Below are 23,952 nucleotides of genomic sequence, written 5' to 3' on the forward strand. Positions count from 1 at the left end.
TACTTAACTTATCGGTTTAGTAAAAGAGCGCCTTGGCCGAGTCAACCCGCAGGCCCTGTCAGAAACCGGCAGTTGTCACGCGGTCGATGCCGCGGCTAAAGCTCGACCGAACGAAAGGACGCGCTCGCCCATGACGTTCGAGACCGCCGCCAGCCCCGCCGCCGCCGTCGACCGGCTCGAGACGCTCTATGCGCAGGCACGGGCGGCGCTGCGCGACGATCTGCAGCGCTTCTTCGTGACCGGGCAGGCGCCGACCGCGGAGGAGCGGGCGCGCTATCGCTATCCGCTGCTGCGCGTCACCTACGAACCCTCGAAGCTGCCCGCCGCAACGCGGCGCGGCTATGCCAAATTCGCCGCTCCCGGGGTCTACTCGACCACGGTGACGCAGCCGGCCGAGTTCCGGAGCTACCTGCTCGACCAACTCCAGCCGCTGGTCGAGGAATATGGCGCGACGATCGAGACCGGCGTCAGTCCGCAGGAAATCCCCTATCCCTACGCGCTCGACGGGGGAGACGAGCTCGGGCGCGGCAAAGCCACCGCCGCGGAACTCGCGCGCCATTTCCCGACGCCGCTGCTCTCGCTCGTCGGCGACGAGATCGCCGACGGTACTTTCGACATCGTCGAGGGCGAGCCACGGCCGCTGTCGCTGTTCGACGCCGTGCGGGTCGATTATTCGCTCAGGCGGCTGGTGCATTACACCGGCACGGACTGGCGCGCGGTGCAGCCCTGGGTGCTGCTGACCAACTACCACCGCTATGTCGACCAGTTCGTGCGGCTGGCCCTGGCCGAGATCGAGGCCGGCACGGCGCTGGCGCTGGTGACGCCGGGCGGCATCCGGATCGAGCGCGACGGCATCGACGTCAGCGCGGCCGAACGGGTGATGGCAGCGCCCTGGCACCGCTTCCAGATGCCGGCCTACCACCTGATCCGCGAGAACGGCGACGGCGTCACGTTGGTCAATATCGGCGTCGGCCCCTCCAACGCCAAGAACATCACCGACCATCTCGCTGTGCTCAGGCCGAATTGCTGGCTGATGGTCGGCCATTGCGGCGGCCTGCGCCAGACGCAGATCATCGGCGACTACGTGCTGGCCCATGCCTATCTCAGGCAGGACGGCATCCTCGACGAACTGGTGCCGCCAGACATTCCGATCCCGGCGCTGGCGGAGGTGCAGGTCGCGCTCCAGCAGGCCGCCGCCGACGTCACCGGCGAAAAGGGCGAGCAGTTGAAGAACCGGCTGCGCACCGGCACCGTCGTGACGCAGGACGACCGCAACTGGGAGCTGCGCTGGACCAAGGAGCGCCGCCGGATCAACCTGTCGCGCGCCATCGCCGTCGATATGGAATCCGGCACGATCGCCGCGCAGGGCTACCGCCTGCGCGTGCCGTACGGCACGCTGCTCTGCGTCTCCGACAAGCCGCTCCACGGCGAGATCAAGTTGCCCGGTGCCGCCAACGCCTTCTATGAGCGCGCCGTCAGCGAGCATCTCAGGATCGGGCTCGCGGCGCTGGAGAAGCTGAAGGAGGCCGGCGCAACGATCCATTCCCGCAAACTGCGCAGCTTCGACGAGCCGCCATTCCGATAGGGCATCGCTCCTGACAGCTTCTTGCGAATCGCCGCCTCCCCCCGATGGACCGCCCGGCGCCGCCCGCTTATGGTCCGCGCCATGAGCGAGACAGCCCAGACCACCGCCGCCCCCGCGCTGAAGCCCGGCGACCATCTCTTCCTGGTCGACGGCTCGAATTTCATCTTCCGCGCCTATTTCCAGTCGATCAACCAGGACCGGAAATACAACGCCCGTTCCGACGGGTTGCCTTCCGGCGCGGTCCGACTGTTTACGACCAAGCTGTTCCAGTTCGTCCGCGAGGGCGTGCTCGGCGTGAAGCCGACGCATCTCGCTATCGTCTTCGACAAGTCGGAGAACTCGTTCCGCAAGGCGATCTACCCCGCCTACAAGGGCAACCGCTCCGACCCGCCGCCCGATCTCATTCCGCAATTCCCGCTGATGCGCGAGGCCGTGCGGGCCTTCGGGCTGCTGCCGGTCGAGCAGGACGTCTACGAGGCCGACGACCTGATCGCGACCTATGCGAAGCAGGCGCGCGAGGCCGGCGCGGACGTGCTGATCGTCTCCGCCGACAAGGATCTGATGCAGCTCGTGGGGCCGGGCGTGGCGATGTACGACCCCGCCTCGGGCGATGCGAAGAAGGGTGCCGGTTTCCGGCCCGAACGCCGGATCGGCGAGCCCGAGGTAGTCGAATATTTCGGGGTGACGCCGGACAAGGTCACCGATGTGCAGGCGCTCGCGGGCGACGCCACCGACAACGTGCCCGGCGCGCCCGGCATCGGCATCAAGACGGCGGCCCAGCTCATCGGCGAGTACGGCGATCTCGACACGCTGCTGGCGCGGGCCGGCGAGATCAAGCAGCCCAAGCGCCGCGAAACCCTGACCAACCCCGAGATCGTCGAGAAGATTCGCATCTCGCACAAGCTCGTGACGCTGGTCGACGATGTCGACGTCGAGACGCCGCTGTCGCATTTGACGCTCGGCCAGCCCGACCCAGTGAAGCTCGTCGCCTTCCTGAAGGCGATGGAGTTCACCACCATCACCAAGCGCGTCGGCGAAGCCTATGACGCAGATGTCGCCGCGATCGATGCCGACGAGGCGCTGGCTCCGGGCGGCGCCCGCGCGGCTGAGCTGAAGGCGCTCTATGCCGCGCTGGATGAAAATGTAGGGCAGCCGACGCTGTCCGAGGCCGCGAGCGCAGCCGTCACACAGCCGACAACACCGGATGGCGATGGCTGGCTCAAGCCTGCCGATCTCGCCGCCTTCCGCAAGAACGCGGCGGTCGCCGCCAAGATCGATCGCTCGGCTTATGAATGCGTGCGCAATCTCGCGACGCTGAAGCGCTGGGTCGAGCGCGCCTATGCGGCCGGCCATGTCGCGCTCGACACCGAGACCAATTCGCTCGACGCGATGCAGGCCGATCTGGTCGGTATTTCGCTGGCGGTTGCGCCCGGCGAGGCCTGCTACATTCCGCTGCAACATCGCGGCGGCACCGATCTGTTCGGCGAAGGCACGCTGGAGGGCCAGATTCCCTTGACCGATGCGGTCGCGGTGCTGAAGCCCCTGCTGGCCGATGCGGGCGTGCTCAAGATCGGCCAGAACCTCAAATACGACCTGCTGATCCTGCGGCGGCACGGGCTGGAGGTGTCCCCGATCGAGGACACCATGCTGATCTCCTATGCGCTCGATGCCGGCAACAACAATCACGGCATGGACCGGCTCTCGGAGCTGCATCTCGGCCATGAGACGATTCCGTTCAGCCAGGTCGCCGGCACCGGCAAGTCGCGGGTCATCTTCGACAAGGTCGCGCTCGACAAGGCAACGGACTACGCCGCCGAAGATGCCGACGTGACGCTGCGGCTCTGGCAGGTGCTGAAGCCGCGCCTCGCAGCCGAGGGCCGGACCACCGTCTACGAGACGCTGGAGCGTCCGCTGATCGCCGTGCTGGCCCGGATGGAGGCGCGCGGCATCGCCATCGACCGGCAGATCCTGTCGCGGCTCTCGGGTGATTTCGCGCAAAGCCTCGCCCGGCTGGAAGACGAGATCTACGAGATCGCCGGCGAGAAGTTCACGATCGGCTCCCCCAAGCAGCTCGGCGACATCCTGTTCGGCAAGATGGGGCTCTCGGGCGCCAAGAAGACCGCCACGGGCCAATGGGCGACCGGAGCGGGCGTGCTCGAGGACCTGGCCGAGCAGGGCCACCCGCTGCCCTCCAAGATCCTGGAATGGCGCCAGCTCGCCAAGCTGAAATCGACCTATACCGACTCGCTGCCGACCTATGTAAACCCGCAGACCCAGCGCGTTCACACGTCCTACGCTCTGGCGGCGACGACGACGGGCCGGCTCTCATCGTCAGAGCCGAACCTGCAGAACATCCCGATCCGCACCGAGGCCGGGCGCAAGATCAGGACGGCCTTCATCCCGGAAAAGGGCTACAAGCTGGTCTCGGCCGACTACAGCCAGATCGAATTGCGCCTGCTCGCCCATATCGCGGAGATCCCGCAGCTTCGGCAGGCCTTCGCGGATGGCATCGACATCCATGCGATGACGGCGTCCGAGATGTTCGGCGTGCCGGTCCAGGGCATGCCGAGCGAGGTGCGCCGCCGCGCCAAGGCGATCAATTTCGGCATCATCTACGGCATTTCGGCCTTCGGTCTGGCGAACCAGCTCGGCATCGGCCGCGAGGAGGCGAGCGCCTATATCCGCAAATATTTCGAGCGCTTTCCCGGCATCCGCGACTACATGGACCAGACCAAGACCTTCGTGCGCGCCAATGGCCATGTCGAGACGATCTTCGGACGAATCTGCCATTTCCCGGCCGTCGCGTCGAAGAACCCGTCCGAGCGCGCCTTTGTCGAGCGACAGGCGATCAACGCGCCGATCCAGGGCTCGGCCGCCGACATCATCCGCCGCGCCATGATCCGGATGGAAGGCGCGCTGGAAGCGGCCAAGCTCGATGTCCGCATGCTGCTGCAGGTCCATGACGAACTGGTCTTCGAGGTGCCGGACGCGCAGGTCGAGGCGGCGCTGCCAGTGATCACGCGGGTTATGGTCGATGCGCCGCATCCGGCGCTCCAGCTCAGGGTGCCACTCCAGGTCGACGCGCGCGCGGCCGGCAACTGGGACGAGGCGCACTGAGGCGCGCGGGCGCGGCAGGACACCGGCAACTTTCCGGCGCGCGGATCGATGCGCCGTTGCTGCTGGCGGCGATCTGGCCCGCAGCCGCCTATTTCGCGATCCATTTGATCGAGGGCAATGCGGTGACCCCGCTTTTCGTCGGAAGGAGGCTGAGGTCTCGCCCTTCCTGATCTTCATCGGTTTCATCTTGTGGCTCTGGCTATGGGGCCGATCGGCGCGGTCCTCTCGACTCCGATGCTGCTCGTTGCCATGGTGGCGCAGGAGGAATTTTCCCGATACCGCGCAGCACAGGCCGAGGAGCAGGCCCTGGAACATGGCCACGAACAGCCCGCCTGAGCCCGTCAGGGCGGAACTCACAGCCGCCGGATGCGTTGCCCCGGGAGATTCGTCCGAAACGCCTCCGCGTTGTCGGCAGCCGCAATTTCACACACACCGTTCAACCGACATCGATCCCCGTGAAGGACAAGCGACATGGCCACCAGCACCACCACTTCCGCAAAGCGTCAGGCCGCGGCGTCCGTCAAGCGGGCCAAGGATGAGGTCGAAGCCGGGGGCGAGGCCATCGCGACGGAAACGCGCGCGACGGCCGGGCGAGTCAAGCGCGAGGCGGCCGCGATCGAGGAGAGCCTCACCCGCGGGGCCGAGGATCTCGTCGCCACGGTCAGCGAGCGCCTGCGTTCGGCCGGCGTCGATACCGATCGCATCGTCGATGTCGCCAAGGAGCAGGCCACCGATCTGCAGCGCATGATCGAAGAGGAAATCCGGGAGCGTCCGCTTCGGGCCCTGGGGTTGGCGGCGGCTGTGGGCCTGTTCGTCGGCTTCCTCTCGGCGCGCTGAGCCGATGCTGGGGGGAATCGGAGCCTTCATCGCGTCGGAGATTTCCGGCGCTGTCCGGCGCAACGTCATCGTCTACGGGCTGATGGGTTTTGCGGCTCTTCTGCTGCTCTGCGCCGGTGGCTATGCGCTGAGTGCGCTGCACACGGTTCTGGCACTGCGCTACGGCACCGCCGAAGCAAGCCTCTTCATCGCCGGTGGCCTGCTGCTGGCTGCGCTCATCGCGTTCGGAATCGCGCTCTACGTCAAGAACCGTCGGCGCCCGGCCCGGCCGATTGCGGCGACTGCGCTGGTGGCGGCGCCTCTCGCGGCCAAGCTGATCGGCTCCGGCATCGGATCGGGCAAGGCCTGGCGCGTCGCGCTCGTCGGCGGCGTCGTGGTGCTCGGCGCGCTGCTCGGCCGACAATTCTTCACCGGCGGCGAGGCCGGCGATGACGAGGACGAGTCGTGACCCCGGCAGCTGCATGCCGAACCGGCATGGCAATCGCCTGTCTTTTCACATAGGGATTGTGGATTCCGTGCTGTAACACGGTATCCATGTCTGCTCAGGTGAGGCCTCGCGCGCGCTTTTTGGTCCCGACGATTCCCGCGCTGCGGGCGCGATTGCGCTCGGCGACGACCACGGTCATCGCGATCGGCGTCGTCGCGGTCGCCATCGTGCTGGCGGCGTGGATCAATCTCCAGGCCCAGAACACCGCGGAGCGTGTCTCCCGGGCGATCGCCGTCCGCGAAAGCGCCGAGCGCTTCCTCGGTCATCTGCGCGACGCCGAGACCGGGCAGCGCGGCTACATGCTCACCGGAACGGCGAGCTATCTGGTTCCGTTCACGAACGGCCGCAGCGCCGCCCTGCCGGCGCTGGACGCCCTCGAGCGGCTGGTCGAGACCGATCCAACGCAGAAGCAACGCGTCGCCGCGCTTCGGGCTGATGTCGAACGCAAGCTCGAAGAGCTCGAAGCCACGGTCGCCCTGACGCGCGACGGCCGCCAGAACGCGGCGCTCGCCATCGTCCGCGAAGGCAAGGGTATCGGCGCGATGGAGGCGCTGCGCGACACGGTGCAGCAGATCCAGTTGACCGAAAACATCCGGCTGGTCTCGCTCAACCGCAACGAGGAGCGCCGACGCCTGCTGGCGAGCGTCGGCATCGTCGTGGCGCTGGCCGGGCTCGCCTTCGCCGCCTGGATGCAGTTGCGCACGCGCCACCGCCGCAGCGTCTCGCTGGCGGTGAGCAATGCCCAGCTCGAGCAGATCGTCAGCGAGCGCACGCAGGAGCTCGAAAACGAGCGCCTGCGCATCGAGGCCCTGCTGCGCGACGTCAACCACCGCGTCGGCAACAACCTCGCCATGGTCTCCGCGCTGCTCAACGTCCAGAGCCGCCAGAGCCGCGAGCCCGCCGTCCGGACCGCGCTCCAGCAGGCACAGTCACGCATCCAGGCCATCGCCGCAGGACAGCGCCGCCTGCGCCTCGACCTCGACACCGACGAGATCGAGGCACGGCCCTATATGGAGGATTTGCTGGCCGAGATCGGCAAGGCCGCCGAGGGGCGCCCGATCGCCGTGGCGCTCGCCATGGACGCGATCCGGCTGCCCGGCCGCGACGCGGTCTCCTTCGTCGTCATCGTCAACGAGCTGGTGACGAATGCGATCAAGCACGCATTTCCCGATGGCATCGCAGGCAACATCGTCATCCGCTTCACCGAGACGGAGCTGGAGGACGCGCCCGCGCTGGCCCTGTCGGTGGAAGATGACGGGGTCGGCATGCCTGCCACGGTCGAGGCCAAGGGCCTCGGCCAGACCGTCATCGCGAGCCTGCTCAGGAGCATGCAGGCGACGATGACGTCGTCGGCTCTCGATCCGGGTTCCCCGCGCCCGGGCACCTGCGTGACGCTGGTCTTCCCCAAGAGGGACTGAACCGGAAAGCGAGACTGACCCCGAGCGGACGGCAAAAAGGCCCGGTCGGACGACCGGGCCTTTCCGCTTCAGCCTTCTGGGGCAAACCGGCGCTGGTCAGAGCCCTTCGAACAGGGCGCTGGAGATATAGCGCTCGGCGAAGGAGGGGATGATCACAACGATCGTCTTGCCGGCGTTCTCGGGCCGCGCGCCGACTTCGAGCGCCGCCGCGATCGCAGCGCCAGACGAGATGCCGGCCGGAATGCCTTCCTTCTTCGCCAGCGCACGCGCGGTCTCGAAGGAGGTCTGGTTACCGACCGTGACCACCTCGTCGATCACCGAGCGGTCGAGGATGCCCGGCACGAAGCCGGCGCCGATACCCTGAATCTTGTGCGGGCCGGGCGCGCCGCCCGACAGCACCGGGGAATCCTCGGGCTCGACCGCGATGATCTTCACGCCGGGATTCCTTGCCTTCAGCACCTGGCCGACGCCGGTGATGGTGCCGCCCGTGCCGACACCGGCGATGAAGATGTCGACCTTGCCCTGCGTGTCGTTCCAGATCTCCTCGGCCGTGGTCTGGCGATGGATCTCGGGGTTGTGCGGGTTCTCGAACTGCTGGGGAATGATCGCGCCGGGAATCCCGGCCTTGAGTTCCTCGGCCCGGGCCACGGCGCCGCGCATGCCGCCGGGGCCGGGCGTCAGCTCCAGCTCGGCACCGAGCAGAGCCAGCATCTTGCGCCGCTCCAGCGACATCGTCTCCGGCATGACGAGGATCAGGCGATAGCCGCGCGCAGCCGCCACGAAGGCCAGCGCGATGCCGGTGTTGCCGGAAGTCGGCTCGATCAGCGTGCCGCCCGGCTTCAGCGCGCCGGAGGCCTCGAGCGCGTCGACCATGTTGACGCCGATGCGGTCCTTGACGCTGGAGATCGGGTTGAAGAATTCGAGCTTTGCCAGAATCGTCGCGGTGACGCCGCGCTCGGCGGGCAGGCGGTTGAGCTTGACCAGCGGCGTATCGCCGATGGTGTCGGTGATCGAATCGTAGACCCGGCCGCGACCGGGCGCCTTCGCCGGCGTGGTGTCGAGCTTGCGCGCTGCGTCAGTCATGGAAACCTCCTCGAAGCGACGGTGTCGAGCCGTCGATGGGCGGCCACGCTAGTTCAATTCACGCAGCGTGTCGATGAACACAATAATTCACATCTTATATCGTAAAATCAGCATCGAGGCCCATGCCCTCGAAGACCGCCTCTTGCTGCGCCCGCCGGCAGAGTTCCTCGACGGTGACGCCATCCAACACCGCAAGGAAGGCCTGCGAGGCCCGCATCACCTCCGGCCCGATCACGTCGTCGACGAGCCGCGAATGCGGCATCGGGCCCAGCGCATCCTCGCCGGATTCCTGCATCGCGGCGCGCGCGATGTCGCCGGCCGTGATCCTGCGCCGCTCCCGGGCCAGTTCGTAGCCGCCGCGCGGGCCGCGCACGCCCTTGAGGATGCCGACCCGGACCAGCGCCTGCAGCAGCGTCTCGAGATGGCGCGGCGGCAGATCGTGCCGCGCTGCCAGAAACCTTGCCGCCACGGGCGAGGGCCGGGCATGCAGCGCGATATCGACCACCGCCGCAATGGCGAGCTGGCTGCGGCGCGACAGGAGGATCACGCGACCGCCCCCGCCGGCACGGTCCCCGAGGCCGTGTCCTGATCGCCCCGCCCGGCATCGGAAACGCCGGTCGACCCGAAGCCGCCCGCACCCCGCCCGGTCTGGTCGAGCCCGGCGACCTCGACGAGCGTCGCCCGCGTCACCGGCGCGACCACGAGCTGCGCGACCCGGTCGCCATGGTGGATCGCAAACGGCTCCTGCCCGTGATTGATCAGGATGACCTTGACCTCGCCGCGATAGTCGCTGTCCACCGTGCCCGGTGCATTCAGCACGGTGACGCCATGCTTGGCAGCGAGCCCAGAGCGCGGCCGCACCTGCGCTTCGAAGCCCTCCGGCACCTGCAGGCACAGGCCGCTCGGCACCAGCGCCCGGGCGCCCGGTGCCAGCGCGATCGTCTCGCCCGGGCCGAGCGCGGCCCTCAAATCCATGCCCGCCGCGCCGGCGCTCTCATAGGCGGGCAGCGGCAGGTCGGCACCATGCGACAGGCATATGAAGGCGACGCTGACCATCGCACTCACGTCCCGGCCCGCGCTGTCGCCAGCTTCGCGAGATGCGCGACCAGCCGGGTCGCGACCTCCTGCTTGGCCAGCGTCGGCCAGTTCTCGACGCCGTCGCGTGTGACGAGATGCACGGTATTGGCATCGCCGCCCATCACGCCGGTGCCGCCGACATCGTTGGCGACGATGAGGTCGCAGCCTTTGCGGGCGAGCTTCGCCTGCGCATAGGCGACGACGTTCTCGGTTTCCGCGGCGAAACCGACGACCAGAGGCGGACGACCGCCCAGCCGCTTCGCGACGGTCGCGAGAATGTCGGGATTCTCGACCAGCGCGAGCGGCGGCAAGCCGCCTCCGTCCTTCTTCAGCTTCTCCGGCGCTTCGTCGGCCACGCGCCAGTCGGCGACGGCGGCGGCGAAGATCGCGATGTCGGCCGGCAGCGCGGCCTCGACCGTCGCCAGCATCTCGCGGGCGGATTCGACATGGACGGTCTCCACCCCGACGGGGTCGGCAATCGCGACGGGGCCGGAAACCAGCGTCACCCGTGCCCCGGCAGCGGCGGCGGCGGCGGCGATGGCATGGCCCTGCTTGCCCGAGGAGCGGTTGGCGATATAGCGCACGGGGTCGATCGCCTCATGGGTCGGCCCCGAGGTCACCAGCACATGCCGGCCGGCGAGCGGCCCCTGCGCGGCAGCGGCACCGGGCAGACGGCCGAGAAAGCCGATGGCGCGCTGTTGAGGCGGAGCCTCGCCCGCCAGCGCGAGTTCGATCGCGGCAAGGATCTCAGCCGGCTCGGCCATGCGGCCCGGCCCGCTCTCGCCGCGCTCGGCCATGGCACCGGAATTGGGGCCGACGACGAGCACGCCGTCCTTTTCAAGCTGCGCCATGTTCCGGCGCGTCGCCGGATGCTGCCACATCCGCGGATTCATCGCGGGCGCGATCAGAATGCGCTTGTCGGTGGCGAGCAATGCCGTCGAGGCGAGATCATTGGCGAGGCCGGTCGCCATCTTGGCGATCAGGTCGGCGGTCGCGGGGGCCACGACCAGCAGGTCGGTCGAGCGCGACAGCGCGATATGGCCGATATCCGCCTCGTCGGTCAGCGAGAACAGGTCGGTGAAGCAGCGTTCGCCCGCGAGCGAGGACACCGCCAGCGACGTGACGAACTCCTCCCCGGCTTTGGTCACGATGCAGCGCGAGGCGATGCCGCGATCCTTCAGCCGGCGGATCAGTTCGAGGCACTTATAGGCGGCGATGCCGCCGCCTATGATCAGGAGGATGGAGCGGGATGCGGGCAAGGGCGGGCTCCTGAGCCGAAAGTGTCCGTTACCTAGCATCGCGCAGGCGGGGATGTCATCGGGCCCCGACCGGGCAGCACGCAGCGAGGATGCCGCCCGACAGCTCGGGGCCGAGCCGCCTCCCCCTCGGGAGCGACGCCGGCTATGTCGTGATCGCGTCGATCTCGGCGAGCTCTTCCGCCGTCAGCACCCAGTCGGCCGCCTTCACATTGACCGCGATCTGCTCGGGCTTCGTCGCGCCGGCGATGACGCTGGAGACGACCGGCTGCATGGCGAGCCAGGAAAAGGCGAGTTCGACCAGCGTCTTGCCACGCGCCTCGCAGAAAGCAGCAAGCTTCTCGGTCTTGCCCCAGTTCGTATCGGTCAGGATCTCCGCGGCGCGCTGCGCTTCCCGCGTCATGCGCGCGCCTTCCGGCATCGGGGCGTTGCGCTTGTACTTGCCGGTGAGCAGCCCGTTGGCGAGCGGGAAATAGGGCAGCAGCCCCATGCCGTTACGACGCGCGGCGGGAACCAAGTCCTTCTCCGCGCCGCGCACCAGCAGGCTGTACTCGTCCTGACAGGAGGCAAAGCCATGAATGCCGAGATCGCGTGCGGTCCACTGCGCGTCGGCCATCTGCCAGGCCGGCATGTTCGAGCAGCCGACATAGCGGACCTTGCCCTGGCGGATCAGGTCCTCGAGAGCGCGCAGCGTCTCGTCGATCGGCGTCAGCGGGTCGGCACGGTGGAACTGGTAGAGGTCGATCCAGTCGGTCTTCAGCCGCGTCAGCGAGGCCTCGACCGCGGACATAATGTAGCGCCGCGAGCCGCCCTTCATCGTGCCGGCGTCGTTCATATCCATGCCGAACTTGGTCGCCAGCACGATGTCCTTGCGGCGCGCGCCGAGCAACGCTCCCAGAACCGTCTCGGAGCTGCCGCGATTGCCATAGACATCGGCCGTGTCAAACAGCGTGATGCCATGCTCGATCGCCGCATCGACGACCTTGCGCGCCGCCTCGTCATCGATCCGGCCGCCGAAATTGTTGCAGCCGAGGCCGACAAGCGAGACGCGCAGGCCGGAACGGCCGAGGTTGCGGAACTGCATGGGTGTAGTCCTTCTGCGGAAGAGCCACACAGGACCAGAGCCGGCGCGGCGCGGCAAGCGCGGCGCGCGGTCGTCACGGCTGCACCCGGCGCAGGACCGGGGCGTTGCTCAGGCCGAAGATCCAGAGCACGATGTCGTCAGAAAGCCGGTTCCCACTTTTTCGGCATCTTGCTCAGTGGGACATCAGGCAGCAGATGGGCGTCGTCTCGAGCAGGTCCTGCGTGACGCCGCCGAAGATCCATTCCCGCATGCGGCTATGGCCATAGGCGCCGGCGACGATGAGATCCGCCCCCTGGTGCCGCACCTGCGTCATGATCTCGTCGACGACATATTCCGCGCTGTCGGGCCGCAACACGGCGCGGGCGGCGATGCCGTGCTGCGCAAGGTAGCCGCAGACATCCTGCGCTCCGTTCTCGATTGCCTCCTCCCCGACCGCCAGCACGGAGACGGCTTCGGCGCGCACGAGGAAGGGCAGCGCATCGTGGACGGCACGGCGTGCCTCGCACGTGTCCTTCCAGGCGATGACCGCGCTCTTCGCCGCAAGCGTCTCGACCCCGGGCGGGACCACCAGGATCGGCCGGCCCAGCTCCATCACGAGATCGCCGGGGGCGACGCCCATGCGGCCTACCGCTTCATCGTCCGGGCCCTGACGGGCCAGGACGACCAGATCGGCGGCGCGGCACTGCGTCAGAGCGAAGCCGCGCGGCTGTTCGATGGCGCAGCGCCAGTCCACGGCCGGCGCGCCCTCCGCGACACGGCGGAACAGCGCCTCGGCCTTGGCCAGATCCTCCTGAACGACGCCGCGGGCGTTCTCGAGCAGCACGGCGTCGACCATGCCGGTGCCGTCGCCGTAATAGGGCAGTTCGATTTCGTCGGCGCCGATGCCGATCAGCCGGCAAGGCAGGGCCTGTGCCAGGCGGGCGGCGAAGCGGATCGTCGCCTCCGCACCGGCACCGAGATGGACCGGCGTGAGCAGGCCCGCATAACGCGGAGCTTCCGTCGAGGATCGGGTCATGGGCATGGCTTTGTCTCCATCGCGCGACTGTATCTGGCTATGAGCTCAAAGAGCGCCGGCCGAAGCGGCCTTGCCGACGGGTCGAATGGCGACGACCTTGTAAGGCTGGAATTCGCCATCCTGCTCCCGGATCGAGACATATTCCCCGAGCGTGAAGCGGTGGCGATCCAGCTTGTACCCGACCTCGTCATCGTCGGAGGAGGCCTCGTCGTAGTCGATGCCCCAGCTCGCGCCGCCCTCGCCGCCGGCCCGGTGCAGGAGCCAGCCATGGCGATCGGGCTCGCCCGGGCGAAAGCGCCTGACCCGGCATCGGTCGCGCTCGCCATGCCATTCGGCAGCGACGAGACGGCCTTCGGCATCGAGAGGCGCGGTGATCTCGTAGCCATCCTGGCTGCTGCCTTCCGGGTGCGCGGCCGTGCGGCCGAGATGCAGTGAAATGCGCTGAAGCATGGCGGTTCCTCGATCGTCATCGTCCTTGGCCGCACTCTTCCATCGATCCCGGGGCGAGGGATTGATCCAGCGCAAGAAGGCGGCATCGCAATCTGGCAAGCTTGAGCGGACATACACAGGAGAAGGTCGTGATGCCCAAATCGCTCAAGAGCGTTCTCGTCGCTTTCACCGAGGAGGGGCGCGGCGAACGGAGTTCCGCTCTCGCCTACGCGCTGTCCCTGTCGCAGCAGGCGAAGGCGCATCTCACCGTCCAGGCCGCCTCGATGCGCTATGCGGTACCGGCTTCGCTGGTCGGGGCATTCGGCGCCGAGCTGATCAGCAGCGAAAACCGCCGGATTCAGGCGCTCGCCGAAGCCTTTGCGGAAAAGGCCAAGGGCACCGCCGACGCCGCGGGCGTCACCTGCACGGTCGAAGCTCCGACGCTGGTCTACGCCGATCTCTGCGACCGGCTGCTCGCCTATGCGCGGGTCCATGACGTCAGCATCCTCGACATGGAGAAGGATGCCGTGCAGCGCGATCGCGGGCTGATCGAGGCCGCGCTGTTCGAAAGCGGGCGGCCGGTGCTGATCATTCCGCCCGGCAGCGAGCGCTTCTCCGCAAGGCGGATTTTGATCGCCTGGGATGGCGGCGCCTCGGCGGCGCGCGCGGTCGGCGATGCGATGCCGTTCCTGACCAGGGCCGAAGAGGTCGAGATCCTCTCCGTGAGCGGCGAGAAGGATCTGTCGAGCGTGATCGCGGGGGCGGATCTCGCGCCGCATCTGGCCCGGCACGGCATCAAGGTCACGGTGCGCAATATCGCGCTCACGCAGCCGGACGTCGCCAGCGAGATCCGGCAAGCGGCGACGGATTTCGGGGCGGACCTCGTGGTCAGCGGCGCCTACAAGCATTCGCGCCTGCGCGAGTGGCTGCTCGGCGGCGTGACGCAGTCGCTGCTCAAGGACTGCACCCTGCCGATCCTGATGAGCCACTGAGCGGCCGCCCGTCCCGAAACGAAGACGGGCGGACCTCGCGGCCCGCCCGTTTTCCGATCATCCCGGAATGGCCTGATCAGGCCACTTCCTGCTTCATCTTCTGCGAGCGCTTGCGCTCGTTGGGGTCGAGCACGCCCTTGCGCAGGCGGATCGACTTCGGCGTCACCTCGACCAACTCATCATCGTCGATCCAGGCCAGCGAACGCTCCAGCGTCATCCGGATCGGCGGCGTCAGGCGCACCGCCTCGTCCTTCGACGTCGTGCGGATGTTGGTGAGCTTCTTGCCCTTGAGCACGTTCACCTCGAGATCGTTCTCGCGGGTGTGCTCGCCGACGATCATGCCCTGATAGACCTTCCAGCCCGGCTCGATCATCATCGGGCCGCGATCTTCCAGATTCCAGAGCGCGTAGGCGACCGCTTCGCCGGTCTCCATCGCGATCAGCACGCCGTTGCGGCGCCCGCCGATCTCGCCCTTGTAGGGGAGATAATCGTGGAACAGCCGGTTCATGATCGCCGTGCCGCGCGTGTCGGTGAGCAGTTCGCCCTGATAACCGATCAGACCGCGCGTCGGCGCGTGGAAGACCAGCCGCAGACGGTTACCGCCGGAGGGACGCATCTCCAGCATGTCGGCCTTGCGCTCGGACATCTTCTGCACGACGACGCCGGAATGCTCCTCGTCGACGTCGATGATGACCTCTTCGATCGGCTCCAGCAGCTGGCCGTTGTCGTCGCGCCGAAGCACGACGCGCGGACGCGAGACGCCGAGTTCGAAGCCTTCGCGGCGCATCTGCTCGATCAGGATGGCGAGCTGCAATTCGCCGCGACCCGAGACGATATAGCTATCCTTGTCGGTCGCTTCCTCGATCTTCAGCGCGACATTGCCCTCGGCCTCCTTGAACAGGCGGTCGCGGATGACGCGGGTCGTGACCTTGTCGCCCTCGGTGCCGGCCAGCGGCGAGTCGTTGACCATGAAGGTCATCGAGACGGTCGGCGGATCGATCGGCTGGGCCTTGATCGGGGTCTCGACAGTCGGGTCGCAGAAGGTGTCGGCGACGGAACCCTTCACCAGGCCGGCGATCGAGACGATGTCACCGGGAATGGCCTCTTCGATCGGCGTGCGCTCGAGGCCGCGGAAGGCCAGGATCTTGCTGATGCGACCGGTTTCGACGACGGTGCCGTCGCCCGAGAGCACCTTGATCGTCTGGTTCGGCTTGGCCGAGCCCGAGACGACGCGGCCGGTAATGATACGGCCGAGATAGGGGTTGGCTTCGAGCAGCGTGCCGAGCATGCGGAACGGACCTTCCTCGATGCGCGGCTCCGGCACATGGGAAAGGATCAGGTCGTACATCGGGGCGAGGCCCTGGTCCTGCGGACCTGCGGGGTCATGCGCCATCCAGCCCTGCTTGCCCGAACCGTAGAGGATCGGGAAATCGAGCTGCTCGTCATTGGCGTCGAGCGCGGCGAACAGGTCGAAGACCTCGTTGATCACTTCCTGGACGCGGGCGTCGGGCTTGTCGACCTTGTTGATCGCCACGATCGGCTTCAGGCCGAGCTTCAGCGCCTTGGAGACGACGAACTTGGTCTGCGGCATCGGGCCTTCGGCTGCATCGACCAGCACGATGGCGGAATCGACCATGTTCAGGATGCGCTCGACCTCGCCGCCGAAATCGGCGTGGCCGGGGGTGTCGACGATGTTGATGCGGGTATCCTTCCAGACGACCGAGGTCGCCTTGGCCAGGATGGTGATGCCACGCTCCTTCTCCAGCTCGTTGGAGTCCATCACGCGTTCGATGACGCGCTGGTTGTCGCGGTAGGTGCCCGATTGCTGCAGGAGCTTGTCGACGAGCGTGGTCTTGCCGTGGTCGACGTGGGCGATAATGGCGATATTGCGCATGGACATGCGGGCAGGGGCCTCTTTCATGGCCACAAGCCGGCGAGGATCAAAGCCCCGTCGGCGCAGCCCGTTGTTTCGAGAATCTGGATTTCGCTGCGCCGCACATAAACGTTGGCGGGCGTTCCGGCAACCGTGCAGGGCGATTTTGCCTGCCGCAGGGTGAATATGCTGCGCGCCGATCGCGCGCAGCGCCGTGCTCGCAGACCCGACAGGGCCAGAACGAAGGCCGCTTTGGGAAAACCGCCGGCCTATGCGCCAGCCCGTCAGAGCTGCGCGGCCGTCGCCCTGATCTTCGCCTCGATGACCGCCCGGCTGACCTGATCGAAAACCAGGCGGTAGGCGGCGATGGCGGATGAATCGAGATCGCCCTGGCCGAAATCGGCCAGCACCTCCAGCAGGATCGCATCGGCCTCAGCGCGGCAGAGATCGAGCGTCTCGATATCCGAGGTGCCGCGGATTCTGGGCAGGAGCGCCAGCAGGCGGTCCAGCCCCATCATCGCCCGCCTGCGCCGGGCGGCGCTTTCGCGACCGAGCAGGCCGGCGGCGCCCGTGCCCAGCAGGGAGACCCCCATCACGCCGAGATAGAACCAGTCGCCATAACGCTCGAAGAAGGTCTTCTGCTCGCCATCGATGAAGGCGGCCGCGCCGGCATGGACGGGTAGCGGCGCATCCTTGTCGGTCGCCGGCGTCTCCAGCCCCTGGATCTGGGGCAGTTCCGCGGCCAGCGTCACGCGCAGCCCAAGCAGCGCGCTGACGAGGCTGCCGACGACGTCCTCGTCGAGATCCTGTGAGGCGACCAGCCGCGAGGTGATGGCGATCGTCGGCAGGTTCTCCGAGGGTCGCGGCGGATCGCCCCCGAGCGCGCCCCTGACGATCTCGCCGGTCTCGATGGCGCGGACCCGTGCCGCCAGCGCATCGGCCTCGCGGATCGGGATCAGCACCGGATCCTCGCCCCAGGCCGAGCGCAGGCGGCCGGCGCCGTCGCCACTGGCGCGGGCGCCGACGGCATTGATCGAGAAGAACGCGTCGATGCGCCGTTCCCTCGCTGCCGGGGCAATCTCATCCGGCGTCAGCCCGATGATCGTGACCTCGTCGGGCCGGACCTCATATTGCGCCAGCACCAGCTTCAGCAGTGCGATATTGCCGGCGGGATTGCGCACCACGCCGACGCGGCGACCGCGCAGATCGGCGATGCGTCCGATCGCGCTGTCCTTGTCGGTGATCAGGAACGGGAAGGAGCGGCGCGTGATCAGCGCCGTATCGGCCTTGGCGGGCAAGGCGATGTCGGGGCGGACGATCGCAAGCTCCGCCTCGCCCTCGTCGACCTTGCGGGCACTTTCCTCCGAGCCTTCGGTCAGGATCAGCCGGAGCCTGATCTGGGACTTCTCGCGGTTCAGCCCCTGCACGAAGCCCGCCGCCATGCGGGCATCCTCGGAGCCCAGCGGGCCGACGGCGAGGCGCAGCGTGCGCGGCTGGCTCAGGACATAGAAGACGGCCGCGGTGATGCCGAACGTCGCCAGCAGACCCGCAAGTATCGTGAAACCGCGTCGCCCCCTGCCGAACACCCGATTCTGCCCGCCCTGTGGTCGCCTTGGCCCTTCGCCCGGACGCGATCAGCATTGCTTCGTCTGCCATCATGTCGCAAGTGCGGCGCTGATCACCTTCGTGCTAAGGCAGGGCGATGCAACGCCCCGCCTCCCCCCTGACGATCAAGATCTGCGGCCTGTCGACGCCGGAGACGCTGCGCGCGGCTCTCGATGCCGGCGCGGACATGATCGGCCTCAACTTCCATCCGAAGAGCCCGCGCCACGTCACGCGCGAACGCGCTGTCGAGTTGGCCGGTCTGGCACGGGGCCGGACGCAGATCGTCGCGCTCATCGTCGATTGGAACGAAAAGCAGGCGGCAGAGCTGGTCGAGACGCTGCGCCCGGACTGGCTGCAACTGCATGGCCGGGAAACGCCGGAGCAGGTCCGCGCCATCAAGGTCGCGACCGGCCTGCCCACGATCAAAGCGCTCGGCATCGCCGGCGCGGAGGATATCGCCGCAATCGAGAGCTATCGCGAGGTCGCCGACCGCATCCTGCTCGACGCCAAGCCGCCGAAGGACGCCGCCTATCCGGGGGGCCATGGCAAGCCCTTCGACTGGACGCTGCTGGGTGCGCTCGACCCGGCTTTGGGCTTTATGCTATCGGGCGGGCTCGATCCGGCGAATGTCGGCCACGCGATCGCCATCACGCGGCCCTGGGGCGTCGACGTCTCCTCCGGGGTCGAAAGCGCACCGGGCGTCAAGGATATCGGCCGGATCAGGGATTTCGTCGCAGCGGCACGGGCCGCCACGGCAGCAGGGACAGCAGAGGCAGGCCGGACATGAACGCGCCACAGACCCCCAACACCTACCGTAACGGCCCCGATGAGAACGGCCGCTTCGGCATCTTCGGCGGCCGCTTCGTCGCCGAGACGCTGATGCCGCTGATCCTCGAGCTGGAACAGGCCTATGAGGCGGCCAAGGCCGACCCGGCCTATCACGCCGAGACGGCCTATGGGCTGAAGCATTATGTCGGCCGGCCCTCGCCACTCTATTTCGCCGAGCGCCTGACCGAGCATTTCCGGAGCAAAGCGGCCGCCTCCGGGCGGCCGGGCGGCGCCAAGATCTATCTGAAGCGCGAGGAGCTGAACCACACCGGCTCGCACAAGGTGAACAATGTGCTCGGCCAGATCCTGCTGGCGCGGCGCATGGGCAAGAAGCGCATCATCGCTGAAACCGGAGCGGGCCAGCACGGCGTCGCGACCGCGACGCTCTGCGCCCGTTACGGGCTCGAATGCATCGTCTATATGGGTGCCGTCGACGTCGCCCGGCAGGCTCCCAACGTCTTCCGCATGCAGATGCTGGGTGCCACGGTGGTCCCCGTCGAATCCGGCACCAAGACGCTGAAGGATGCGATGAACGAGGCCCTGCGCGACTGGGTCACCAATGTCGGCACAACCTTCTACTGCATCGGCACGGTCGCCGGCCCCCACCCCTATCCGGCGATGGTCCGCGATTTCCAGTCGATCATCGGTGTCGAAACCAAGGCGCAGATGCTGGAGCTGGAAGGCCGGCTGCCGGATTCGCTGTTCGCCTGCATCGGTGGCGGCTCGAATGCGATGGGGCTGTTCCACCCCTTCCTCGACGATCCCTCCGTCGAGATCTATGGCGTCGAGGCAGCCGGCCACGGCATCCCGTCCGGCCTGCACGCCGCCTCGCTGACCGGCGGCCGTCCCGGCGTGCTGCACGGCAACCGCACCTATCTGCTGATGGACGACGACGGCCAGATCAAGGACGCGCATTCCATCTCGGCCGGTCTCGACTACCCCGGCATCGGGCCGGAGCATTCCTGGCTGCATGATGTCGGGCGCGCGACCTATCTCTCGGCCACGGATGACGAGGCGCTTGAGGCCTTCCAGCTGATTTCCAAGCTCGAAGGCATCATACCGGCGCTGGAAACGGCGCATGCGCTGGCGCGTGTCGCCGAACTCGCGCCGCAAAAGCCGCAGGACCATCTGATGGTGGTCAACCTGTCCGGCCGCGGCGACAAGGACATCCCGCAGGTCGCGGAAATCCTCAGCGCGAGGTGATCCGCACAACGCAGCCTCGCCGAAGCCCTCGCCCCTCGACTCTCCTCCGCAAAGAGGTGAGCATGCGATATCCCGGTCTAGCCGGGGCGTATCGTTGGGTGGGGCGGGACCGGGCCATTGGGGGGCGACGGTAACGGTGATTCTCGGGATGGCGGCGACGGGGCGTTGTTCGGCCCGCCGGTCGAGATCGCCTTTCTCGCGCGTCATGGCGTGGCGCCCGCCGGCCTCGCCGTTGCGGCAAGGCGCGCCAGCCGCAACGGCACGGAGCCGGCCCGGGAAGTCTTCGCAATCGGGTTGATCGACGAGGAGGGTTTTTACCGCGCCCTCGCCGCGGAACTCGGCCTGCCCTTCCATTCGGACGACCTCGCGCTGAGGGCGGGCGGCGACTATGGCGCGATCCTGCGCGGTGGCCTCGCGCCCACGGCAGGCGATGCCGAAAGACGTCTTCGCTTCGTACTGGCTCCGGAAGGCACGGCACTGCGGCGCATGCTCGAAGCCGGGCCGCGCCAGCGCGACGATGTCGCTGTCGTCACGCCACGGCGCTTCGGCGAGGCGCTTCGCCGCGCCAACGGTACCGCGCTCGCCATCCGCGCCGCCAATCTCGACGAGCCCGGCCTGGCGCGCGACAGCGCCCGCACCGGCGCCAGCCGCGGCCAACGCATCGCGGTGGCGATCGGCGCGGTCGCAGTCGCGACCGGCGGCGTCCTCGCGCCGCTGGCAACTTTCTTTACCGTCGCGCTGCTGCTCGGGCCCGTCTTCCTCGGCTTGATCCTGCTGCGGCTGGCCGCCGCGATCGAGCGACCCGCCCCCGACCTCTGGCGGCGGCATCGCTGGCGCCTCGATGACAGCCGGCTGCTGGTCTACACGGTCGCGGTGCCGCTCTATCGGGAGGAGGCGGTGCTGGGGCAGATGCTGCAAGCCCTGCTGGCGCTCGACTATCCGGTGGTCCGGCTCGACATCCGCCTGCTGATCGAGGCCGACGATACCGGCTTGCAAGCCGCGCTGGCCCGCCTGCCGCTGCCGGCGCATATCGGCGTGACGATCGTGCCGCCCGGCCAGCCGCGGACCAAGCCGCGCGCGCTCAATCTCGCCCTGATCGAAGCACGTGGCAGCCTGTTCACGATCTTCGACGCCGAGGACATTCCCGATCCGCAGCAATTGCGGATGGCGGCGGCGCGCTTCCTGAAGGCGCCGGACGAGCTCGCCTGCCTGCAGGCGCGGCTCGTCATCGACCATGCCGATGAGGGGCTGCTGCCGGCGCTGTTCGCGCTTGAATATGCCGGGCTGTTCAAGGTGCTCAACCCGGGCCTGCTGCGCTCGGGACTGCCGATCATGCTGGGCGGCACCTCCAATCACTTCCGCACGGAAACGTTGCGCGCGGTCGGTGGCTGGGATGCCTGGAACGTGACGGAGGATGCCGATCTCGGCCTGCGGCTCGTCCGGGCGGGCTATCGCATAGGCGATCTGCCCTCCGACACGCGGGAGGAGGCGCCGCTGACCCTGCGCGTCTGGCTGAAGCAGCGCTCGCGCTGGATCAAGGGCTACATGCAGACGCTGGTGACGCATTCGCGTGGGCCCGGCCGGCTGCTGCGCGAGGCCGGCCTGCCTGCCACGCTCGCCTTCCTGTCGCTCTGCCTCGGCACGGTGGTGACCGCGCTGGCCTATCCGGCCTTCGCCGTCGCGGCGTTCCTGGCGTATCGCGATGGATCGCTGCTTTCGCCGGGCGATGCGCTCGGCAGCCTGACGTCGACGCTCGCCCTGACGATCTGGATCTTCGGGACGATCGCGCTGTTCCTGCCGCCGGCGATCGGCGCGCTGCGGCGCGGGGCGCCCCGGCTGCTGCTGCTTCTGCCCCTGCTGCCGCTCTATTACGGGCTGGTCTGCATCGCGGCCTGGATGGCCCTGCACGAATACCAGGCGCGCCGCTTCACCTGGAACAAGACGATGCATGGCCTTGCCCGGCAGCGCGCCCCGCTCGCGCCGGCCGCGCCTCCTACAGGTGGCGCAGCCATTCCGCAGCCGCCTGGGCCGGAGGCTGCTCAATGTTGAAGGCGCCGACGAAGCTGCCGTCCTTGGCCATCAGATAGACCAAGGCGGTGTGGTCCATGGTGTAGTCGTCGTCCTTGAGCGGCACCTTGCGGGCATAGGCCCGATAGACCTTGATCATGGCGTCGATCGCAGGCCGGTCTCCGCTCAGTCCGACGATGCGCGGATCGAAGGAGCCGAGATAGCTCTTCATCACCTCGGGCGTATCGCGCTCGGGATCGACGGAGACGAAGAGCGCGCGCAGCTTCTCGCCCTTCGGGCCGGCGGCGCGCAGCGTCTCGGAAATCTCGAACAGCTTGGTCGGGCAGATGTCGGGGCAGTGGGTGAAGCCGAAGAAGACCAGGAAGGGAGCGCCGCGCAGATCCTTCTCGGTCAGAGTCTTGCCCTCCTGCGTCGTCAGCGAGAACGGCCCGCCGACGCTCGCCGTGCCGGACTGACCCTGCCGTCCGGGCGAGAAGGTGAGGATCGCGGCGGCCGCGAGCGCGAGCGCGCCGGCCAGAAAGACGACGAGAGGCAGAACGAGGCGGCGGTTCACGGGAGGACATCCTGATGGGGGCCTGAAAGGGCCCGGAAGGGCTGTCGCCTTCAGAAACAGGCGACGAGGGCGGCGATGAGGCCGTCGGTGAAAAGACGGTCGCCCTCGCGCCACCAGAGCAGCAGGCCAGCGGCCACCAGCGTCAGAGCTCCGCCGGCAAGCAGCGCAATGCCCAGGCGCGACGGCGCGGCACTCTCTGCTTCACGGGTCTCGTCGGCATTCGTCATGGACGGCAGCATAGCGCCATGCCGCAAAGGCCGGAAGCCGCCTCCGTGACGCAGGCGGGTTCACGGAACGCCGCTGGACTGTGGCCCCAGCACCGAAGCGGGCCGCTTCATAATGTTCCGGTGCCAGCGCTGTTTTTATTTCTGGAACGGTTTTGGGCAAAGCGCCGTTTCCTTGGGCAACAGCGGCGATCGCCGCCTGCCTATGGAGAACGACCATGAAGAAGCTGCTTCTCGCAACGATGCTCGTATCGGCGACGTCGTTCGGCGCCCTGGCGCAAACCTCGACCACCTCGCCCATGCCGGCCCCCAAGGCGGATGCCGACAAGAATGCCCCGCTGCCGGGCGCCAACAGCTTCACCGAGGGCCAAGCCAAGAGCCGGCTCGAGGCCAATGGCTATTCCAACGTCACCGCGTTGAAGAAGGACGAGGCCGGCGTCTGGAAGGGCTCGGCCATGCATGCCGGGGCCAAGGTCAACGTCTCGGTCGATTATCGCGGCAACATTGTCCGCAACTGATCGCTTCGCCCTTCATTACGCATTCGGAGACAGACATGACCCGCACCATCACCCGCTCCTACGATAGCTACGAGACAGCCGCCGCCGTCGTTGAAAATCTGGAAGCCGCCGGCATCGCGGCCGCGGACATCAGCGTCGTCGGCCGCGACGAGCGCGCCAAGGACAGCAATGCCGCAGAGGGCGCCGGCATCGGCGCGGGCGTCGGCGGCGCTGCCGGGCTGCTCGCCGGCCTCGGCATGCTGGCGATTCCAGGCATCGGCCCGGTCGTGGCGGCGGGCTGGCTCGCCTCGACCGCCGCGGGCGCGGTCGCCGGCGCCGCAGCCGGCGGCCTGGTCGGCTCCTTCACCAATGCAGGCGTCGACGAGGATGAGGCGCATTACCACGCCGAGACCGTCCGCCGCGGCGGCACCGTGGTCTCGGTGAAGGCGTCCGACGCGCATGCGGCCACCGCCGAAGCCATCATGGACGGCGCGACGCCGATCGATCGCGACACCCGCATCGGCCAGTACCGCAACGAAGGCTGGACCCGTTTCGACGAGACCGCCGCTCCGTATAAGTCGCCGATCGTCTGAGGCGCCTTACCAGACCTGAAGACAGCCTCCGGGGTTCGCGCCCCGGAGGCTGTCTGCTGAAACGGCAGCGCCGGGCCTCATGCCGGCGACCTTGCGTCAGGCGGTGCAGCCGATAGGTTGTCCGGGCCGGGTGAAGCGAGCGCAGCTCTCGTGACGCGAGGGCGGGCG

General features: G+C 67.9%; 22 protein-coding genes. 11 read left to right on the forward strand and 11 right to left on the reverse strand.

Going from position 1 to position 23,952, the window contains the following annotated elements; translation table 11 throughout:
• Positions 1-130 precede the first annotated feature (130 nt).
• The 5 genes from C8D03_RS08800 to C8D03_RS08820 all read left to right on the forward strand — a co-directional run bounded on the left by C8D03_RS08800 (position 131) and on the right by C8D03_RS08820 (position 7,444).
• Entirely contained in the window at positions 131-1,585 is a 1,455-nt protein-coding gene (locus C8D03_RS08800) for an AMP nucleosidase (protein ID WP_108045920.1), read from the forward strand.
• Between the two features lie 81 nt (positions 1,586-1,666).
• Complete coding sequence (gene polA / locus C8D03_RS08805) at positions 1,667-4,702, forward strand: DNA polymerase I (protein WP_108051412.1); 3,036 nt, start codon at positions 1,667-1,669, stop codon at positions 4,700-4,702.
• Between the two features lie 471 nt (positions 4,703-5,173).
• On the forward strand, positions 5,174-5,539 hold the full coding sequence (locus C8D03_RS08810; protein ID WP_108045921.1) for a DUF883 C-terminal domain-containing protein: 366 nt from the start codon (positions 5,174-5,176) through the stop codon (positions 5,537-5,539).
• Between the two features lie 4 nt (positions 5,540-5,543).
• Positions 5,544-5,987 (forward strand): hypothetical protein, encoded by a 444-nt coding sequence (locus C8D03_RS08815; RefSeq protein ID WP_108045922.1) that lies wholly within the window; start codon positions 5,544-5,546, stop codon positions 5,985-5,987.
• 119 nt (positions 5,988-6,106) lie between these two features.
• On the forward strand, positions 6,107-7,444 hold the full coding sequence (locus C8D03_RS08820; protein WP_181300806.1) for a sensor histidine kinase: 1,338 nt from the start codon (positions 6,107-6,109) through the stop codon (positions 7,442-7,444).
• Between the two features lie 96 nt (positions 7,445-7,540).
• On the opposite strand, the gene cysK is transcribed toward C8D03_RS08820, so the two are convergent.
• From cysK to C8D03_RS08855, 7 genes are all read right to left on the reverse strand, one after another.
• Entirely contained in the window at positions 7,541-8,527 is a 987-nt protein-coding gene (gene cysK, locus C8D03_RS08825; RefSeq protein WP_108045924.1) for a cysteine synthase A, read from the reverse strand.
• Between the two features lie 94 nt (positions 8,528-8,621).
• Positions 8,622-9,074 (reverse strand): RrF2 family transcriptional regulator, encoded by a 453-nt coding sequence (locus tag C8D03_RS08830; protein ID WP_108045925.1) that lies wholly within the window; start codon positions 9,072-9,074, stop codon positions 8,622-8,624.
• Positions 9,071-9,583 (reverse strand): dUTP diphosphatase, encoded by a 513-nt coding sequence (gene dut, locus C8D03_RS08835; RefSeq protein WP_108051414.1) that lies wholly within the window; start codon positions 9,581-9,583, stop codon positions 9,071-9,073. The genes C8D03_RS08830 and dut overlap by 4 nt, the downstream gene beginning before the upstream one ends.
• Positions 9,584-9,588: 5 nt before the next feature.
• The gene (locus C8D03_RS08840) at positions 9,589-10,902 is read right to left on the reverse strand and encodes a phosphopantothenoylcysteine decarboxylase domain-containing protein (protein WP_181300808.1); all 1,314 of its coding nucleotides are present in this window, start codon (positions 10,900-10,902) and stop codon (positions 9,589-9,591) included.
• A 103-nt stretch (positions 10,903-11,005) separates the two neighbouring features.
• Entirely contained in the window at positions 11,006-11,944 is a 939-nt protein-coding gene (locus C8D03_RS08845) for an aldo/keto reductase (protein ID WP_108045927.1), read from the reverse strand.
• A gap of 172 nt (positions 11,945-12,116) precedes the next feature.
• Positions 12,117-12,965: a universal stress protein gene (locus C8D03_RS08850; protein WP_146170116.1), complete on the reverse strand. Its 849-nt coding sequence runs from the start codon at positions 12,963-12,965 to the stop codon at positions 12,117-12,119.
• 39 nt (positions 12,966-13,004) lie between these two features.
• A complete protein-coding gene (locus C8D03_RS08855) occupies positions 13,005-13,409 on the reverse strand; it encodes a hypothetical protein (protein ID WP_108051416.1) in 405 nt (134 codons plus the stop codon).
• Positions 13,410-13,540: 131 nt separating this feature from the next.
• On the opposite strand from C8D03_RS08855, the gene C8D03_RS08860 reads away from it, so the two are divergent.
• The gene (locus C8D03_RS08860) at positions 13,541-14,380 is read left to right on the forward strand and encodes a universal stress protein (protein WP_108051418.1); all 840 of its coding nucleotides are present in this window, start codon (positions 13,541-13,543) and stop codon (positions 14,378-14,380) included.
• Positions 14,381-14,456: 76 nt separating this feature from the next.
• On the opposite strand, the gene typA is transcribed toward C8D03_RS08860, so the two are convergent.
• Positions 14,457-16,280, reverse strand: coding sequence for a translational GTPase TypA (typA, locus tag C8D03_RS08865; protein ID WP_108045929.1), 1,824 nt, complete (start codon positions 16,278-16,280; stop codon positions 14,457-14,459).
• Between the two features lie 257 nt (positions 16,281-16,537).
• The gene (locus C8D03_RS08870; protein WP_108045930.1) at positions 16,538-17,839 is read right to left on the reverse strand and encodes a TAXI family TRAP transporter solute-binding subunit; all 1,302 of its coding nucleotides are present in this window, start codon (positions 17,837-17,839) and stop codon (positions 16,538-16,540) included.
• A 116-nt stretch (positions 17,840-17,955) separates the two neighbouring features.
• Between C8D03_RS08870 and C8D03_RS08875 the strand changes: the two genes are divergently transcribed.
• From C8D03_RS08875 to C8D03_RS08885, 3 genes are all read left to right on the forward strand, one after another.
• Positions 17,956-18,645, forward strand: coding sequence for a phosphoribosylanthranilate isomerase (locus tag C8D03_RS08875; RefSeq protein ID WP_108045931.1), 690 nt, complete (start codon positions 17,956-17,958; stop codon positions 18,643-18,645).
• The gene (gene trpB, locus C8D03_RS08880; protein ID WP_108045932.1) at positions 18,642-19,889 is read left to right on the forward strand and encodes a tryptophan synthase subunit beta; all 1,248 of its coding nucleotides are present in this window, start codon (positions 18,642-18,644) and stop codon (positions 19,887-19,889) included. Before C8D03_RS08875 ends, trpB begins: the two co-directional genes overlap by 4 nt.
• A gap of 165 nt (positions 19,890-20,054) precedes the next feature.
• Complete coding sequence (locus C8D03_RS08885) at positions 20,055-21,938, forward strand: glycosyltransferase (protein WP_108045933.1); 1,884 nt, start codon at positions 20,055-20,057, stop codon at positions 21,936-21,938.
• Here the strand turns inward: C8D03_RS08885 and C8D03_RS08890 are convergent.
• Together C8D03_RS08890 and C8D03_RS26415 are read right to left on the reverse strand one after the other, a co-directional pair.
• A complete protein-coding gene (locus tag C8D03_RS08890) occupies positions 21,883-22,470 on the reverse strand; it encodes an SCO family protein (protein ID WP_108045934.1) in 588 nt (195 codons plus the stop codon). The genes C8D03_RS08885 and C8D03_RS08890 overlap by 56 nt on opposite strands.
• A 50-nt stretch (positions 22,471-22,520) precedes the next feature.
• The gene (locus C8D03_RS26415) at positions 22,521-22,697 is read right to left on the reverse strand and encodes a hypothetical protein (RefSeq protein WP_181300810.1); all 177 of its coding nucleotides are present in this window, start codon (positions 22,695-22,697) and stop codon (positions 22,521-22,523) included.
• A 215-nt stretch (positions 22,698-22,912) separates the two neighbouring features.
• Here C8D03_RS26415 and C8D03_RS08900 point away from each other — a divergent pair, with 215 nt between their 5' ends.
• Positions 22,913-23,212, forward strand: coding sequence for a hypothetical protein (locus C8D03_RS08900; RefSeq protein ID WP_108045936.1), 300 nt, complete (start codon positions 22,913-22,915; stop codon positions 23,210-23,212).
• A 35-nt stretch (positions 23,213-23,247) separates the two neighbouring features.
• A complete protein-coding gene (locus C8D03_RS08905; protein WP_108045937.1) occupies positions 23,248-23,784 on the forward strand; it encodes a general stress protein in 537 nt (178 codons plus the stop codon).
• Positions 23,785-23,952 lie beyond the last annotated feature (168 nt).

It is taken from the genome of Bosea sp. 124 (assembly GCF_003046175.1).
Classification (GTDB): domain Bacteria; phylum Pseudomonadota; class Alphaproteobacteria; order Rhizobiales; family Beijerinckiaceae; genus Allobosea.